Origin of the sequence: Achromobacter sp. RTa (assembly GCF_000757485.1) — a bacterium.
Taxonomy (GTDB): domain Bacteria; phylum Pseudomonadota; class Gammaproteobacteria; order Burkholderiales; family Burkholderiaceae_B; genus Achromobacter.
Map to the genome: position 1 here is coordinate 477,121 of NZ_JPYO01000027.1, position 15,298 is coordinate 492,418.

Genomic DNA, 15,298 nt, shown 5'->3' on the forward strand with positions numbered 1-15,298 from the left:
TTCCGGGCCGCCCCAAGACAGAAATGCCTCCCCGGGGGCAGCGCCCGATACAGGGCATCTACGGCTGCAAACTCTGCGCCCGCCACCCAAACACCGGATTCTCCGCGAACCACTGGAGCGCCTGCTCCCGCAACGCATTGACCAGCGGCGAATCGCAACGGCCGCGGGGCTGGGCCAACACAATGCGTTGCAGCGGCAGCGGATCGGCAATAGGACGGACCGCCAGCGGCTGGCCGTCGTAGCTGTGATCGCCAAAGGGCCTGGTATAGGCCACGGCCACGCCAAAGCCATTGGCCACCAGGCCTCGCTGCAATTCGAACGAATAAGTCTTGCTGAGGCTTCGCGGTTGCAGTCCGTGGAACCGGAACAAATCCAGAAAGTGCTGCGAGCTATAGGCCTGCTCCGTCAGCACCAGGGGATGGTCGCAAAGCTGACGCAGGCTGACCTTGCTGTGACGGGCCAGCGGATGCTCGGCGGGCAGCAGCGCATAGGCCGCGAGTTCGCAGAGCACCGTGCTCTGGATACCTTCCGGTAGTCCGAGATCGTAGCTGAGCGCCGCGTCCAAGGTTCCGTTGCCGAGCTGTTTGCCGATCTGGTCAAAACCATATTCACGGATCGTCACCGCCATCGCCGGGTGGCGTTCCTTCAGCCCGCGCAGCAACTGCGGCAGGCAATAGGGAGCCAGATCCTCGAAGCAACCGAGCATCAGATCGCCTGACAGGGTATCGCCGCTCTCCGCAAGATGCTCGAACTCATGCACGCTGGCCATGACCCGCAGGGCCTTGTCCATTGCCTGGCGGCCGAACGGCGTCAAGGTCACGCCCTGGCCGCGCTGGCGAACGAACAGCACCTGCCCCAGATGCTCTTCCAACTCATTGAGGGCGGCGGAAACCGCCGGCTGCGACACATTCAGGTGCTCGGCTGCTTGTGTGATGTTGCCGTGGCGCGTGACTGCCAGGGCACAACGGATGTGGCGCAAGCTGATCTTCATAAGAAAACCCGAGGAGTCAGATCCGAACATATTATTTTATTTTTTGAAAAGCCTGGGGAATAGTCCAGCGGTGGTCGCCGCGATCATGGCGGCCCTCTACAAGGAGCCCCTAATGAACAAGTCAGTCGCCCCCTTGGTATCAACGGCGGCCATCTCGGATTTCCAGCGCGACGGCGCAATCTGTCTGCGCGGCGCGTTCAAGGACTGGATCGGGCCGATCGCCGACGGCATCGCGCGCAATCAGCTTGAACCGGGCCCCTACGCCACCAACGTGGTCGCGGCCGGCGAGCCCGGAGGCTTTTTCGACGACTATTGCAACTGGGAGCGCATCCCCGAGTTTTCCAGCATCGTCCGGGAGTCGCCCGCGGCCGCGATCGCCGCGGCAGTCATGCAGTCTCCCAGCGCCCAGTTCTTCCACGATCACGTCCTGGTCAAGGAACCGGGGACCCAGAAGCCGACGCCCTGGCACCAGGACATTCCCTACTACTTTCTCGACGGCGAGCAGACCGTAAGCCTATGGATCCCGGTGGATCCGGTGCAGGAGGCCACTTTGCGCTTGATCGCGGGCTCCCACCAATGGTCCCAATGGGTGCTGCCGCTGCGCTGGAAGGACGACACCAGCTTCTACGAGGACGTCAGCCGCTATCGGCCGGTGCCGAACCCCGACGTCGACCCGGACATGCGGGTGCTGGAGTGGGAAATGGAACCGGGGGACGCAGTGTTGTTCGACTTCCGCACCGTGCACGGCGCGCGCGGCAACCTCAGCCAGGACCGCCGGCGCGTGTTGTCGCTGCGTTGGCTGGGCGAGGACGTGCGATACGCCGAGAGGCCTGGCAGGACGTCCCCGCCGTACCCCGGCCACGGCATGCAGCCTGGCCAACGCCTGCGCCAGGACTGGTTCCCGCGGATCTGGCCGAAAGCCTGAGCGCCACTCGCTTGCTAGATCGATAAAGAGCCTGACGCGGCGTCCGCCGACGATCGGGCCTCCCACCACTGCTGAGGAGACAGCAATGTCGTGCCAAACGATCCTTCCCGAGGTTCGCGACGTGACGCCGTCCATGGTCGCGCTTCGCCAGCATCTGCATGCCCATCCTGAACTGAGCTACGAAGAGTTCGAAACCAGCCAGCTGGTCGCCGACAAGCTACGCGGCTGGGGTTATGAAGTCCACCACGGACTGGCGGGCACCGGCGTCGTGGCAACGCTGCGCAAGGGCCGAGGCGGCCGGGTCATCGGCCTGCGCGCGGATATGGACGCGCTGCCGATCGTGGAGGCCAGCAGCTTGCCCTATGCGAGCCGCCATGATGGAAAAATGCACGCCTGCGGCCACGACGGACACACAGCGATGCTATTGGCTGCCGGCCAGTGCCTGGCCCAGAGCATCGACTTCGATGGCGCCGTGCGCCTGATCTTCCAACCCGCCGAAGAAGGATATCTGGGCGCGCGGAAGATGGTCGAAGAGGGCCTGTTCCAGCTGTTCCCCTGTGACGCGGTATTCGCCATGCACAACTGGCCGGGGCTGCCGGTGGGCAAGTTCGGCTTCCTGTCGGGGCCGTTCATGGCCTCGGCCGATACCGTGACGATCCGCCTGTATGGCCGTGGCGGACACGGCGCCATGCCGCAGGACACGGTGGACCCAGTGGTCGCCGCGGCCTCGCTGATCATGGTGCTGCAGACCGTGGTGGCTCGCAACATGCCTCCTCTCGATATGGGGGTGGTGGGGGTCGGGTCTATCCATGGCGGCACCAGTTCCACCGTGGTGCCGACCAGCGTGGAACTGGCGGTGACGGTCAGGGCGTTGAAGGAATCCACCCGCCGGCTCTTGTTGCAGCGTATCGAAGCGTTGACCCATGCCCAGGCCGAGGCCTTCGGAGCGACGGCGGACGTATCGGTCAGCGCCAATGCGTTTCCGGTGCTCTACAACCACCCGCGGGAAACGGCGTTGGCCCGCGAGGTAGCCCTCGAGTGGCTGGGTGAGGATGGACTGGTCGCCGATATGCAGCCGATGACCTGTAGCGAAGACTTCTCCTTCATGCTGCAGGCCTGCCCCGGCAGCTACCTGATCATGGGTAACGGCGAGGGAGCCGAGGGCGGCTGCCTGTTGCACAACCCCGCCTATGACTTCAATGACGCCTCCCTGCCCTATGGAGCCAGCTACTGGGTGAAGCTGGTGAGCGCGTTTCTCAAGCCCGCCGGCTGATTCCTCGCCGCCGCAGTTCGTTCCGGCCGGCCCAGTCCAGGCCCGGCCGCTGGTAGACGCGCATCCCTAGTCAGGAGAATGTCATGGCCGCGATTTCCGAAGTCCTCGCACCGCTTGCGGAGACGAATATGCAGGTTTCCCGCCGCCGGGTGATTGCCGGCACCACCATCGGCAATGCCCTGGAGTTTTTCGACTTCACCGTTTTCAGTTTTCTGATGCTGTTCATCGGCCCATTGTTTTTCCCCGAGGCGTCCGCTTACGGCCAACTGCTCCTGACCACCGCGACCTTCGGTGTGGGATTCCTGATGCGCCCGGTCGGCGCGCTGCTCATCGGCTCCTACGCCGACCGCTTTGGCCGGAGGTCGGCGATGACCCTGACCCTGTTCCTGATGGGACTGGGTTGCGGCATGATGGCCTTGACGCCGACCTACGGACAGATCGGCGTCATTGCGCCCGTGGTCATCGTATTGGCTCGCCTGATCCAAGGCTTCGCCGCCGGCGGCGAGGTCGGAGCCGCCACCACCCTTCTCGTCGAACATGCGCCGCCATCGCAGCGGGGCTACTACGCCAGTTGGCAATTCGGCAGTCAGTCGCTGGGGGTATTCCTCGGCGCGATCATGGTTGCGGCATTGGTGGCGGGGCTGGACGGCCAGGCGATGAACGAGTGGGGCTGGCGAGTGCCATTTTTCATCGGCATGCTTACCGCTCCCGTCGGCTGGTATATCCGCCGCCACCTGGAAGACACGCTGGTGACGGGCCTGCCGGCGTCCCTCAGCCGGCAGGCCAAGGAACGGGCGGCCCGCAGCAGCCCCCTGCGGGAGCTCTTCGGCCGCCACAAGCTGACGTTGCTCAAGAGCGTGCTGCTGATGCTGGGCGCCATGGTGTCGACGCAGATCATTGCCTTCTATATGCCGTCCTATGCGGCCCGGGTGCTGGGTTTGCCCACCACGTCCAGCCTGCTGGCCAGCGTAGTGGTTGGGGTCGTCTGCTTCCTGTTGTCGCCGCTGGTGGGCTGGCTCGCCGATTGCTACGGACGCAAGCGGGTGATCTTCTGTTCGCGCCTGCTGACCCTGGCGGTGATCGTGCCCTGCTTCCAATGGTTGAACGCCGCCCCCACGCTCGCCAACCTGCTGCTGCTCATCGGCTTGCTGTCGGTGCTACTGACGCTGCAGACGGTTCCCGGCATCACCATGCTGCCGGAGATGTTCCCCAAATCGGTACGTACCAGCGGCATGGCCGCGGCCTATGGAATCGGAGTTTCCGTGTTCGGCGGCTTTGCCCAGTTCTTTGTCACCTGGCTATTGCAGGTGACGGGGCAGCCCTTGGCGCCCGCCTGGTACATGATGGCGACGGTCGCCTTGTCCACGCTGGTCCTGCTGTGGATACGCGACCGGACCGGCGAAGATATCGACCAGCCGCCGCGTTGAGCCCGGCAGGATAATCCACGGCGACGGAGTGGGTAAGCCGGAGGCGGGATTGGTCAGGCCTGCCCCGTCGCCAGCGGCTTACTTGCAACAACGGTCCAACGCTACGTTCACGCACATGGGTTAACCTTCTGGTTGCACAAATCAGAGGTGTTGGAACGAACAATGGGTTTTGAAAAACTTGCCGACCTGCGAGACCAGCTTCGGGCGCAAGCTCAGCAAGCGGCGCCCGCCCAACCGAAAGCGGCAGGCCAGACAAAGAAACGGGACTCCGGAAAGCAACGGGACTCCGGCAAACAGCGGGAATCCGCAAGAAAGCAGGAACCCGCCAAGAAGCGCGAGCCCGTCGATCCGACGGTCGAAGCGATCTGGCGCCTGCAGAAGCAGTTTCCGCTGGCTTTCCCCAAGAATCCCGCGCCCAAGGTGCCTCTCAAGGAAGGCATCCTCGCGGATGCCGCCCAGCATCTCGAAGCGCTGGCCATGACGGAAGAACAGCTGAAGCAGGCGATTGCCGAATGGTGCAAGGGAAGCCGCTACTGGGCCTGCCTGACGGAAGATGCGCCCCGCATCGACCTGCAAGGGCAGCCCGTGGGCAAGGTGACCGCACAGCAAGCGGCGTATGCGCGGCGCCAGGCCAGCCGCCGGCCCGGCGCCAAGGCTCGCCCCGCGAAAAAAGCGGCAGCCCCGCAAGCCCAGGCCGCAGCCCCGCAGTCCTCCGAGACGGAACCCGCCGCGGCGCAGGCCGCCGAAACGCCCTGATTCCGGGGCGCGAGGACCCACACTGCGCCCGCGCACAAGCTGCGCGGGCGCTTTTTTTCTTGGGCGGCCTTGGCCTGGCCACACAAGTCAGAAATTCTGTGTATAATCGCTGTCTTTGGTGGACACGGCCTTCTGAAAGAAATTTCGGGAATCGCACCAAATAATGCATGCAATGCATACGCGGGAGTAGCTCAGTTGGTAGAGCGCAACCTTGCCAAGGTTGAGGTCGCGAGTTCGAGACTCGTCTCCCGCTCCAAATACAAAAGGAAGCAACGGCCAACACCGCGCTTCCTTTTTTCTTGAAATGCTGGCGCAATGGCAGAGTGGTTATGCAGCGGATTGCAAATCCGTGTACGTCGGTTCGATTCCGGCTTGCGCCTCCAGCAACTCCCCCTGCATCTCGTTACCCTTCCCTACGCTCCGACAATCGAATGATTGCTATGGTGACGCCGTTTTCAATTGACGACGGTCCTATGCGCATCCTTTCGAATTCCCGCCCTCGCACCCCTTCTTCGTTGCTGGCCCTGTCTGCCGCGGCGCTATTCGCGTTGGCGCCTCTTGCCGCGCAGGCCGATTCGGACAAGCATCGCCATCGGCACGGCCGCGAGTACAAAGAGCAATACTGGGACGGCGCCTGTAAAGTCGAACGCAAGTGGAAGCGCAACGGCGACTACCACGAAAAGCGCAAGTGCCGGGATGATTACCGCTACGGCTATGCGCCACAGCCGGTCGTGGTTCCCGCGATGCCAGCGCCCGCCATCGTCATCAATCCGCCCCCCATCGTCATTCGTCCCTGAACATGGACCAATCGGTGAAAGACGCCCTTGCCCGCTGGCCCGACGTGCCCGCGGTCTACGGCTGGCTATCCCTGGATGCCAGGGGCCGCTGGCGCCTGCATCCGCAGGGCCAGTCCGCTCAAGGCGGGCCGGGCGAGTCGATCACCAACAGCCAGATCCTGGAATTCATCAACCGCAACTACGAACACGACGAGGCGGGCCGCTGGTATTTCCAGAACGGCCCCCAGCGCGTGTTCCTGCGTCTGGATGCAGCTCCCTACACGCTGCGCCTGAGCGACGACAATCGCGGCCTGCTGACCCACACGAACGCCTCGGTCGAAACGATCGACGCCTGGAGGCTGGACGATGCCGGCCGCCTGTACGCGGCGACGCCGATGGGCGCCGGCATCGTGCTGGACCGCGACCTGCCCCAGCTCCTGGAGATGCTGGTCACGGACGGCGGCGAGCCGCTGCTGGATGCGCTGGCGGGCCTTGCGCCCGGCCACACGATCCGGGTGGCGTTCCCGGGCTCGTATCCGGCGGCGCCCCTGTCCACGATCGCGCAAGAGAACGTCGCGCGGGAACTGGGTTTCGACCCCGCCCCCACGCCTCAAGCGGCCTGAGCCGCATTCATCCAAGCCTCAGAACATGCCGTTGGAATTGGCGGCTTGCTCGGGGATGGGCTGCACCGCATCCCAATGCTCGACGATCTTGCCCTGCTCCAGGCGAAAGATATCGATGATGGCGCTGCCGCGCGCGCCGGGCTCGCGCACGGCATGCACATGCAGGATCACGTAGTCTCCATCCGTGAAGACTCGCTTGATCTCACTGTGCGACTTTGGAAACTTGTCGCGCAGGAAGGCGATGAACTTTCGGAAGCCCTCCGGCCCGTCCGCGGCGCTCGGGTTGTGCTGCACGTAGCGGTCGCCCACGTACTTCAGGGCGGCATCCGCGTCCTTCTGGTTCAGCCCCTTCTCGTAAAAGGCCAGCACGGCCGCCTTGTTGGCGGCCTCCTGCTCGGCGGACGCATGGGCGGCAGGCGACAAGGCAACGGCCAGCAGCGCCATGCCGGCGGCGCGCTTGAAAAACAACGTGGGCAAGAACATGGAAACTCCGGAAATTGAACAAGGGCGGCCGCGCCATTCTAGGGCCCTGCCGCCCCGCCAGCCACGTCCGTTTCAGTAGACAGTCTGGTGCTTGCAGCGTTCAGCCGCGGCCGCTTTTCACGAGCGCGAACTTGCCGTCGCCGAGCAGCGCCAGCACGGCGGCCGCCACGGCGAGGAAGATGGGATATTCCCAGCCGCCGCCCGGGTTGCCGAAGCCCCAGCCATTGCCAAAGTGCACGGTCGACGCCACGAACAACTGCACAACCGCGATGGCGGCGACCCAGCGTGGCACGATGCCCAGGATCAGCATCGCGCCCGCGCCGATTTCGAAGAAGGTCACCGGATACGCCAGCCAGCCGGCAAAGCCGATCTTGGCGAAAAACTGCGCGGTGCCCGGCAGCGTGAAGACCAGCAGCTTGGTCAGGCCATGAGCCAAGAACATGACGCCGAGCGCCACGCGCAGCAGCAGCGCGGCATAAGGCGCGGTACGGGTATCAACCATTGCACTCTCCTTGAGCGGTGGGGAATCGCCCAGGACGGGAAGATTCTTCAGGAACGCTATTCTTGCGATTCCAAAAACAAAGATAAACATGCAGAATTGCAAATTATTGTTCCCCGATAGGAAACAATCTTGGACACGCATACTGCCATGCTGACCTTTGCCAAGGTGGTGGAGCTGGGCTCGTTCGCGGCGGCAGCCGACAAGATGGGCCAGGCCCGTTCCGTGGTCACGCGCCAGATCGCCTACCTGGAGCAGAAGTACGGCGTGCGCCTGCTGAACCGCACCACGCGCAAGCTGAGCATGACCGACGCCGGGCGAGCCTTCTACGAACGCGTGCGGCCCATTCTTGCCGAGGTGGCGGACCTGGAGCTGTCGCTGCAGGCCGAAGGGCAACGGCCCAGCGGCCGCCTGCGGGTGAGCGCGCCGGTGTCGTTCGGCATCCTGCACCTGGGCCCCGCCATCGCCGAATACCTGCTGCGCTATCCCGACGTGGTCATCGACCTCGACCTCAACGACCGCGTGGTGGATCTGGTGGAAGATGGATTCGACGTGGCGGTGCGCATCGGCCCGCTGCTCGATTCATCGCTGGTCGCACGGCCGCTGGCACCCCAGCAATTGCGGGTTTGCGCGGCTCCGTCCTATCTGGCGCGCCACGGCACGCCCCGCAAGCCGGAGGAGCTCAAGCAGCATCGCTGCCTGCATTACGCCTATGCCAGCACCGGCAACGAATGGCATTTCGAGAAAGACGGGGTGACCCACCTGGTGCGCGTGAACGCCGCGCTGCGCGCCAATAACGGCGACGTCCTGCGCACGGCCGCCCTGGCCGGGCACGGCATCATCCTGCAGCCCGAATTCCTGGTGGGCGACGATATCCGCGCCGGACGGCTGGTCACCCTGCTGGCCGACTATGCGCACACCCCTATTTCCATGTACGCGATCTACCCCCACCGGCGCTTCCTGTCGCCCAAGGTGCGCTCCTTCGTCGAACACCTGGAGGATCGTTTCGGCGCTCCGTCCCCGCCCGCCACGGGCCGGCGCGCCAGTCCTCGCCGCAGCCGTTAGAATCGTACCCATGACCGCAAAATCGCCCATCGAATATTTCCCCGCGCCGCGCCGTTCGCACTTCTGCAGCCAATGCGGCTCGCCCGTCAATCGGCGGGTCCCCGAGGGCGACAACCGCGAACGCGACATCTGCGATCACTGCGGCGCCATCCATTACCAGAACCCCCGCCTGGTGGTCGGCACCGTGCCGGTCTGGGAGAACCGCGTGCTGCTCTGCCGGCGCGCGATCGAACCGCGCTACAACACCTGGACACTGCCCGCCGGCTTCATGGAGCTGGGCGAAAGCACCGCGCAAGGCGCTGCCCGCGAAACACTCGAGGAAGCCGGCGCGCGCATCCAGCTCGGCGATCTCTACACCATCATCGACCTGCCCCAGATCGACCAGGTGCATGTCTTCTACCTGGCGCAATCGGTGTCTCCCGACCTGGATCCGGGCCCCGAAAGCCTGGAGGCCCGCTATTACGAGGAATCCGAGATTCCCTGGGACGACCTGGCGTTCCGCACCGTGGCCACGACGCTGCGCCACTATTTCGACGACCGCAAGCTTGGCGTGTTCGCCCCTCATCACTACACCCTAGAATCCCACCGTTGAAGCTGCCCTGGCTTGCCGTCGACACGCCGTTCCCGCCAGCCGAGTTCGCGCTGACGGATCCCGACGGCCTGCTGGCGGCCGGCGCGGACCTCTCCATCCCCCGGCTCATCCAGGCCTATTCCAACGGCATCTTCCCTTGGTATTCTGAAGGCGAGCCCATCCTGTGGTGGAGTCCCGACCCCCGCATGGTGCTGGCCGTCCAGGACTTCTCGCCTTCGCACTCCCTGCGCAAGCTGCTGCGGCAGACCGCCAGCCAGGAACTCGCGGACGAGCCGCGCGTCCAGGTGCGCGTGGACACCGCTTTCGCACAGGTGATGGCCGAATGCGCCGCGCCCCGCGACGGACAGCCCGGCACGTGGATCACGGGCGCCATGCAGCAGGCCTATTGCGCCTGGCACGAGGCCGGCTACGTGCACAGCATCGAAACCTGGATCGACGGCGAACTGGCCGGCGGCCTCTACGGCATCAGCCTGGGCCGGATGTTCTTCGGCGAATCCATGTTCACCCGCGCTCCCAACGCCTCCAAGATCGCGCTGGCCTACCTGGTGCGCTATCTGGCGGCGCAGGGGGTGGAACGCATCGACTGCCAGCAGCAGACGCGCCACCTGGCGAGCCTGGGTGCCCGCCCCATTTCGCGCGCCGCCTTCCTCCAGCACGTCCGCGGGGCCACGGCGCTGGCCGCCGTTCCCTGGTCGCGCGGCATGTTGGACAGCGCCGGGCGCCTGCATCCGCAGGCCGCGCCCGGCGCCGGGTTAGGCGTTAATATGTAGCCATCCCGCCACGGATCTGCCGCCGTCTTCCGGGATCGCCCATGAGCCAGCTCAAAGAACTCCCCTTCTCCACCCTACAGTTCTACGCAACCGCTCCCTACCCTTGCAGCTACCTGCCGGGTCGCCAGGCCCGGTCACAGGTCGCCGCGCCCGGCCACCTGATCAACGCGGGCACATATTCCCAGCTGGTGGAACAAGGCTTCCGCCGCAGCGGGCTCTTCACCTACCGCCCTCATTGCGACAACTGCCACGCCTGTATCCCGGTGCGCGTGGACGCGGCGGGCTTCGCCCCCAACCGCAGCCAACGGCGCGCCTGGCGTACGCACCAGGACTTGCAATCTTTCGTGGCGGAGCTGGCCTGGTCCCCAGAGCACTACCGGCTCTACACGCGCTACCAGCAGGGCCGCCATCCGGGCGGCGGCATGGACGAAGACAGCCGCACCCAGTACGCGCAATTCCTGCTTACCAGCCGGGTCAACACCCGGCTCGTGGAGTTCCGCGATCCCGAAGGGGTCCTGGTCATGGTGTCCATCATCGACGTGCTGGACGACGGCCTGTCCTCGGTCTACACGTTCTATGACCCCGATCTTCCCGGCAGCCTGGGCACCTACAGCATCCTGTGGCAGGTCGAGCAGTGCCGCACCCTGAACCTGCCCTGGCTGTATCTGGGCTACTGGATCGCGGACAGCCGCAAGATGTCCTACAAGTCGAGCTTCCACCCCGCCCAGTTCCTGGTCGACGGCGCCTGGCGCGACCAGCCCGCGCCTCCGTCCGCCTGATTCCGGCGCACGGGGCCGGCTGCGCCCGCGCGGCGCAAGGCGGCTGAAATTCGCTCTACAATTCCGCCCCATGTCTATCCTCTTCCACGCCTATCCCCTGGCCCGCCCGGCGCTCTTCGCCATGGACGCGGAAACCGCCCACGAAGTCACCTTGTCGGGCCTGCAGCGCGCCTACGAATGCGGCGCCACGCGCAAGCTGCTGCACGCGCAGCCCAAAGCGCCCTGCACGCTGATGGGGATGCAGTTGGCCAACCCGATCGGGCTGGCCGCGGGGCTGGACAAGAACGGCGCCTATATCGACGCGCTGGGGAACCTGGGATTCGGCTTTATCGAAGTGGGCACGGTCACGCCGCGCGCGCAGCCCGGCAATCCGAAACCCCGCATGTTCCGGTTGCCGCGCGCCAACGCGCTCATCAACCGGCTGGGCTTCAATAATCAGGGGCTGGACGCCTTTCTGGCCAATGTGCAGCGCAGCACATGGCGCACCCAGGGCGGCATCCTCGGGCTGAACATCGGCAAAAACGCCGACACCCCGATCGAGCGGGCCGCCGACGATTACCTGATCGGCCTGGAAGGCGTGTACCCGCATGCCGACTACGTGACCGTGAACATCTCGTCGCCCAACACCAAGAACCTGCGCGCGCTGCAGGGCGGCGACGAATTGTCGGCGCTGCTCGCGCAGCTTGCGGACAAGCGCAAGGCGCTGGAGGACAAACACCAGCGCCGCGTACCGATGGCGGTGAAGATCGCCCCGGACCTCACGCAGGAACAGATCGATTCCATCGCGGACACGCTGCCGCGCCACGGCATCGACGGCGTCATCGCCACCAACACCACGCTCTCGCGCGATGCCGTCGCGGGCCAGGCGCATGCCGAGGAAGCGGGCGGCCTGTCCGGCGCGCCGGTGCATGAATTGTCGCTGGCGGTGATCCGCCGCCTGAAGCAGCAACTGGGCGACAGCCTGGCCATCATCGGCGTGGGCGGCGTGCTCTCGGGGCGGCAGGCCAGGGAAAAGATGGAAGCGGGCGCCGACGCGGTGCAGCTCTACACCGGCCTGATCTATCGCGGCCCGGCCCTGGTAGGAGAATGCGTGCGGGCGGTGGCCGGGTGAGGACGTGGTCTTGTGTCTGACACCCATACGAGATGATCTATAAGCTGGACCGGTGCTACGCGGGTGTCAGACACCCGGGAAGAGAGGCTTGGATCCAAGGCCATCTCGTACGGGTGTCAGACACAAGGAAGCGCCGGTGCCAGGCACAAGGAAGCGCCAATGTCAGGCACAAGAAAGCGTCGGCGTCAGGCACAACAAGAAAAGAAACACGCGAAAACCGGGCAAAAAAAAGGGGCCACCCGGTGGGTGGCCCTAATTCCAGCTCTGCTCTGTCACTCAACAGTACTACATTACTGCGGTTTGCGCACCATGGTGCGCCAAAAACTTAGGCGCTGCGGCGGCTGCGGCTGGCGACCTTGGTCGCGGCGTCGGCGGCGTCCGTAGCGGCCTTGAAAGTCGCGCTGGCGGCGGCGTTCAGGTTCGATTCGGCGACTTCGGCGGCCTGCTTGGCGGCCTTGGTCATCGAATCGTAGGCGCTGTTCGCGGTGGCCAGCGAGGACTTGATCAGGGCGACGGCGCTTTCGGAACCGGTGGGGGCGTTCTTGGAGAACTGGTCGACCACGTCGCTCAGCTGCTGCTGGCTTTCGGCGATCTGTTCTTCGGTCAGCTTGACCAAGCTGCCTTGCACGCCGGCGACGATGTCGTACACGTGCTTGGTGTAGGCCATGGCCTTTTCAGCGCCCGGCTGCAGCAGGCCCGAGGCGAAAGCGGCGGCTTCCTGCGGATCCTTCAGCTCGGTGGCTTGCTGCGACTTCTGGGCGACTTCGTCCAGGGTGGCGCGCACGACCTTCAGGTTCAGCTCGACCAGCTTTTCGAAGCCGGCGAACACGGCCGACTGGGCGGCCACGAGGGTATTGAGGCTGGCTTTCTGACGGTCCAGGACTTGTTGGGGAATGGCGCTCATAGAATGCTCCTTGATGGGTAGCCGGGGGCAATCCGGCAAATAAGGATGGTTGTCTGCGACGAAATAAGTAAACGTGCGCGGAAACTGGTACTACAAGCTACCGCCGGCCCGTTTGATGCACTGCACAATTGACATTCTAGACTGGGAAAAATACTTGTCAAGGAGTTTTTGTGCGGTGCAATAAATGATTGCACTTTGGTGGTGCGCATCCGCGCCGGCGTTTGATCCGGCACAAATGTTTCATGGTTGGGGAAATACCGGACGTGACGGCGTATCAATTCTTTTCTAAACTGCTTTCATGCTGATGACAGACAAAGACAACCGATAAGTCACCCGGCAATAACTAAATCGCAGCAAGCAAAACCCTGCAATTGGAGACTTCATGACCCTCTTCCCCCGCACGCTTACGGCCCTGCTCGCGGCAAGCGCCATGCTCGCCGCTGGCGCCGCCCAGGCGGAATACCCGGACCGCCCCATCAACATGGTGGTGCCGTTCGCCGCAGGCGGACCGACGGACAACGTCGCGCGCTCGCTCGCGGAAGCCATGCGGCCGAGTCTGGGCCAGACCGTCGTGGTCGAAAACAAGGGCGGCGCCGGCGGCACGATCGGCACCACCCAGGTGGCGCGCGCCCAGCCCGACGGCTATTCCGTCCTGCTGATGCACGCCGGCTTCTCGACCGCGCCGTCGCTGTACAAGAATCCGGGGTACGACCCCTACAAGAGCTTCGAGCCCATCGGCCTGGTGGTCGACGTGCCGATGACCATCATCGCGCGCTCCGACTTCCCGCCCAACAACATCCAGGAACTGGCCGACTACGTCAAAAAGAACAAGGACAAGGTCTCCCTGGCCAACGCGGGCATCGGCGCCGCCAGCCACCTCTGCGGCACCATGCTGGTCGAGGCGCTGGGCGTGCAATTGCTGACCATCCCGTACAAGGGCACCGCGCCGGCCATGAACGACCTGCTGGGCAAGCAGGTGGACCTGCTCTGCGACCAGACCACCAACACCACGCAGCAGATCGACAGCGGCAAGGTGAAGGCCTACGCCGTCACCAGCCTGAAGCGCGTTCCCACGCTGCCCAAGCTGCCGACCATGGACGAATCCGGCTACAAGGGTTTCGAAGTGGGTATCTGGCATGGCATGTGGGTGCCGAAGGGCACGCCCAAGCCCGTCGTGGACAAGCTGGTCAAGAGCCTGCAGGCCGGCCTGGCCGATCCCAAGTTCCAGGAACGCATGAAGCAGCTGGGCGCGACCGTGCTCACGGCCGAAGCCAATCCGCAAGCCCTCGAAGCCAAGGTCAAGCAGCAGGTCCCGCAATGGGCCGAGCTGTTCAAGAAGGCCGGCGTCGAACAGCAATAAAAACAGCGCGCCCCGAGCGCGCGCGCCCAAAAGAAGAAAAGCCCCGCAAGGGGCTTTTCTTCTTTTGGGCGTTCATGGCCGCAGGGCCTCGGCCGCCATGCCCAGGCCATTGAAACCCGTGGATACCGAGGGCTCGTAGCCCAGCGCTTCCGAAATGCTGGCCGCGGTGTCGACCAGCGCCTTGATCCATTCGTCCTGCAGGCGCTCCGCCGGCGCCGAGATGGACAACCCGGCCACCAGCTTGCCGGTATCGTCGAAAATGCCCGCGGCGATGCAGCGCACGCCTAGTTCGAGCTCCTCGTTGTCCCGCGCGTAGCCGTGCCGGCGCACCAGCGCCAGTTCGCGTTCCAGGCGGTCCAGGTCGGTCAGGCTATTGCGCGTATGCCCGGCCAGGCCGGTGCGCAGGGCATACGCCCTGACCTGCCGGGCATCGCCAGTGGACAGGAACAGCTTGCCGGTGGAAGTCAGGTGCAAGGGCGCGCGGCCACCGATGGCGCGCACCACCTGCATGCCCGATCGCTCGCTCCAGGCCCGGTCGATGTAGACGATTTCGTCGCCCTGCTGCACCGACAGGTTGATGGTCTGCCCGGTCAGCTTGTGCAGCGAGCGCATGGCGGAAATAGCCGCCTCGCGCACATTCAGCCGCCCCTTCACCAACGAACCGAGTTCGAGCAGGCGCATGCCCAGCTGGTACAGGCCGTTGTCGACGCGCTCGACATAGCGGCCCACGACCAGGTCGTTCAGGATGCGGTGCGCCGTGGACGCATGCAGGCCGGTGGTGGCGGACAGTTCCTTGAGCGTCACGGGATCCGGCTGCGCGGCCAGGGCGTCGAGCAGGCGCATGGCGCGCTCGATCACCTGGATGGCGATGGGATGGGCTGACGCGCCTTCGGTTTCGGCGTCCAGGGGATTGCGGGAAGACGGGAGACGGGCCATGGAGGTTCGGGGGCTAGGGCCTGCTGAC

Annotated in this window: 17 protein-coding genes and 2 tRNA genes; 14 read left to right on the top strand and 5 right to left on the bottom strand. The window is 64.8% G+C overall.

Annotated elements, in window-relative coordinates:
- Positions 1-58: 58 nt before the first annotated feature.
- The gene (locus tag JL37_RS10305) at positions 59-991 is read right to left on the bottom strand and encodes a LysR family transcriptional regulator (protein WP_043543754.1); all 933 of its coding nucleotides are present in this window, start codon (positions 989-991) and stop codon (positions 59-61) included.
- Positions 992-1,103: 112 nt separating this feature from the next.
- Between JL37_RS10305 and JL37_RS10310 the strand changes: the two genes are divergently transcribed.
- The 8 genes from JL37_RS10310 to JL37_RS10345 all read left to right on the top strand — a co-directional run bounded on the left by JL37_RS10310 (position 1,104) and on the right by JL37_RS10345 (position 6,771).
- The gene (locus JL37_RS10310; RefSeq protein ID WP_043543755.1) at positions 1,104-1,916 is read left to right on the top strand and encodes a phytanoyl-CoA dioxygenase family protein; all 813 of its coding nucleotides are present in this window, start codon (positions 1,104-1,106) and stop codon (positions 1,914-1,916) included.
- Between the two features lie 85 nt (positions 1,917-2,001).
- Positions 2,002-3,189, top strand: a complete 1,188-nt coding sequence (locus JL37_RS10315) for a M20 aminoacylase family protein (RefSeq protein ID WP_043543757.1) — start codon at positions 2,002-2,004, stop codon at positions 3,187-3,189.
- Between the two features lie 83 nt (positions 3,190-3,272).
- Positions 3,273-4,616: an MFS transporter gene (locus JL37_RS10320; RefSeq protein ID WP_043543759.1), complete on the top strand. Its 1,344-nt coding sequence runs from the start codon at positions 3,273-3,275 to the stop codon at positions 4,614-4,616.
- A 162-nt stretch (positions 4,617-4,778) separates the two neighbouring features.
- On the top strand, positions 4,779-5,372 hold the full coding sequence (locus tag JL37_RS10325) for a ProQ/FINO family protein (RefSeq protein WP_043543760.1): 594 nt from the start codon (positions 4,779-4,781) through the stop codon (positions 5,370-5,372).
- A gap of 180 nt (positions 5,373-5,552) precedes the next feature.
- Positions 5,553-5,628: transfer RNA gene (locus tag JL37_RS10330), tRNA-Gly, on the top strand.
- A 53-nt stretch (positions 5,629-5,681) separates the two neighbouring features.
- Positions 5,682-5,755: transfer RNA gene (locus tag JL37_RS10335), tRNA-Cys, on the top strand.
- Between the two features lie 90 nt (positions 5,756-5,845).
- Positions 5,846-6,169: a hypothetical protein gene (locus JL37_RS10340; RefSeq protein WP_231570325.1), complete on the top strand. Its 324-nt coding sequence runs from the start codon at positions 5,846-5,848 to the stop codon at positions 6,167-6,169.
- 2 nt (positions 6,170-6,171) lie between these two features.
- Positions 6,172-6,771 (top strand): DUF2946 family protein, encoded by a 600-nt coding sequence (locus tag JL37_RS10345; RefSeq protein WP_043543763.1) that lies wholly within the window; start codon positions 6,172-6,174, stop codon positions 6,769-6,771.
- Positions 6,772-6,789: 18 nt separating this feature from the next.
- Here the strand turns inward: JL37_RS10345 and JL37_RS10350 are convergent, their stop codons facing one another.
- Both JL37_RS10350 and JL37_RS10355 read right to left on the bottom strand, forming a co-directional pair.
- Complete coding sequence (locus JL37_RS10350) at positions 6,790-7,215, bottom strand: nuclear transport factor 2 family protein (protein WP_052097060.1); 426 nt, start codon at positions 7,213-7,215, stop codon at positions 6,790-6,792.
- A gap of 139 nt (positions 7,216-7,354) precedes the next feature.
- Complete coding sequence (locus tag JL37_RS10355; RefSeq protein ID WP_043543766.1) at positions 7,355-7,756, bottom strand: DoxX family protein; 402 nt, start codon at positions 7,754-7,756, stop codon at positions 7,355-7,357.
- Positions 7,757-7,885: 129 nt separating this feature from the next.
- Here JL37_RS10355 and JL37_RS10360 point away from each other — a divergent pair, with 129 nt between their 5' ends.
- The 5 genes from JL37_RS10360 (at position 7,886) to JL37_RS10380 (ending at position 12,070) form a co-directional block, all read left to right on the top strand.
- Positions 7,886-8,818 carry a LysR family transcriptional regulator gene (locus tag JL37_RS10360; protein WP_043543767.1) on the top strand — a complete coding sequence of 311 codons (933 nt, stop codon included), beginning with the start codon at positions 7,886-7,888 and terminating at the stop codon, positions 8,816-8,818.
- Positions 8,819-8,828: 10 nt separating this feature from the next.
- Positions 8,829-9,410, top strand: coding sequence for an NUDIX hydrolase (locus tag JL37_RS10365; RefSeq protein WP_043543768.1), 582 nt, complete (start codon positions 8,829-8,831; stop codon positions 9,408-9,410).
- Positions 9,407-10,180 carry a leucyl/phenylalanyl-tRNA--protein transferase gene (gene aat, locus JL37_RS10370; RefSeq protein WP_043543769.1) on the top strand — a complete coding sequence of 258 codons (774 nt, stop codon included), beginning with the start codon at positions 9,407-9,409 and terminating at the stop codon, positions 10,178-10,180. The genes JL37_RS10365 and aat overlap by 4 nt, the downstream gene beginning before the upstream one ends.
- 41 nt (positions 10,181-10,221) lie before the next feature.
- On the top strand, positions 10,222-10,959 hold the full coding sequence (locus tag JL37_RS10375; protein WP_043543770.1) for an arginyltransferase: 738 nt from the start codon (positions 10,222-10,224) through the stop codon (positions 10,957-10,959).
- A 70-nt stretch (positions 10,960-11,029) separates the two neighbouring features.
- The gene (locus JL37_RS10380; protein WP_043543771.1) at positions 11,030-12,070 is read left to right on the top strand and encodes a quinone-dependent dihydroorotate dehydrogenase; all 1,041 of its coding nucleotides are present in this window, start codon (positions 11,030-11,032) and stop codon (positions 12,068-12,070) included.
- Positions 12,071-12,395: 325 nt separating this feature from the next.
- Here the strand turns inward: JL37_RS10380 and JL37_RS10385 are convergent, their stop codons facing one another.
- Complete coding sequence (locus tag JL37_RS10385; protein ID WP_043543772.1) at positions 12,396-12,974, bottom strand: phasin family protein; 579 nt, start codon at positions 12,972-12,974, stop codon at positions 12,396-12,398.
- A 382-nt stretch (positions 12,975-13,356) separates the two neighbouring features.
- On the opposite strand from JL37_RS10385, the gene JL37_RS10390 reads away from it, so the two are divergent.
- Positions 13,357-14,334 (top strand): tripartite tricarboxylate transporter substrate binding protein BugD, encoded by a 978-nt coding sequence (locus JL37_RS10390; protein WP_043543773.1) that lies wholly within the window; start codon positions 13,357-13,359, stop codon positions 14,332-14,334.
- Positions 14,335-14,406: 72 nt separating this feature from the next.
- Here JL37_RS10390 and JL37_RS10395 read toward each other — a convergent pair whose 3' ends face one another.
- Complete coding sequence (locus JL37_RS10395) at positions 14,407-15,270, bottom strand: IclR family transcriptional regulator (protein ID WP_043543774.1); 864 nt, start codon at positions 15,268-15,270, stop codon at positions 14,407-14,409.
- Positions 15,271-15,298 lie beyond the last annotated feature (28 nt).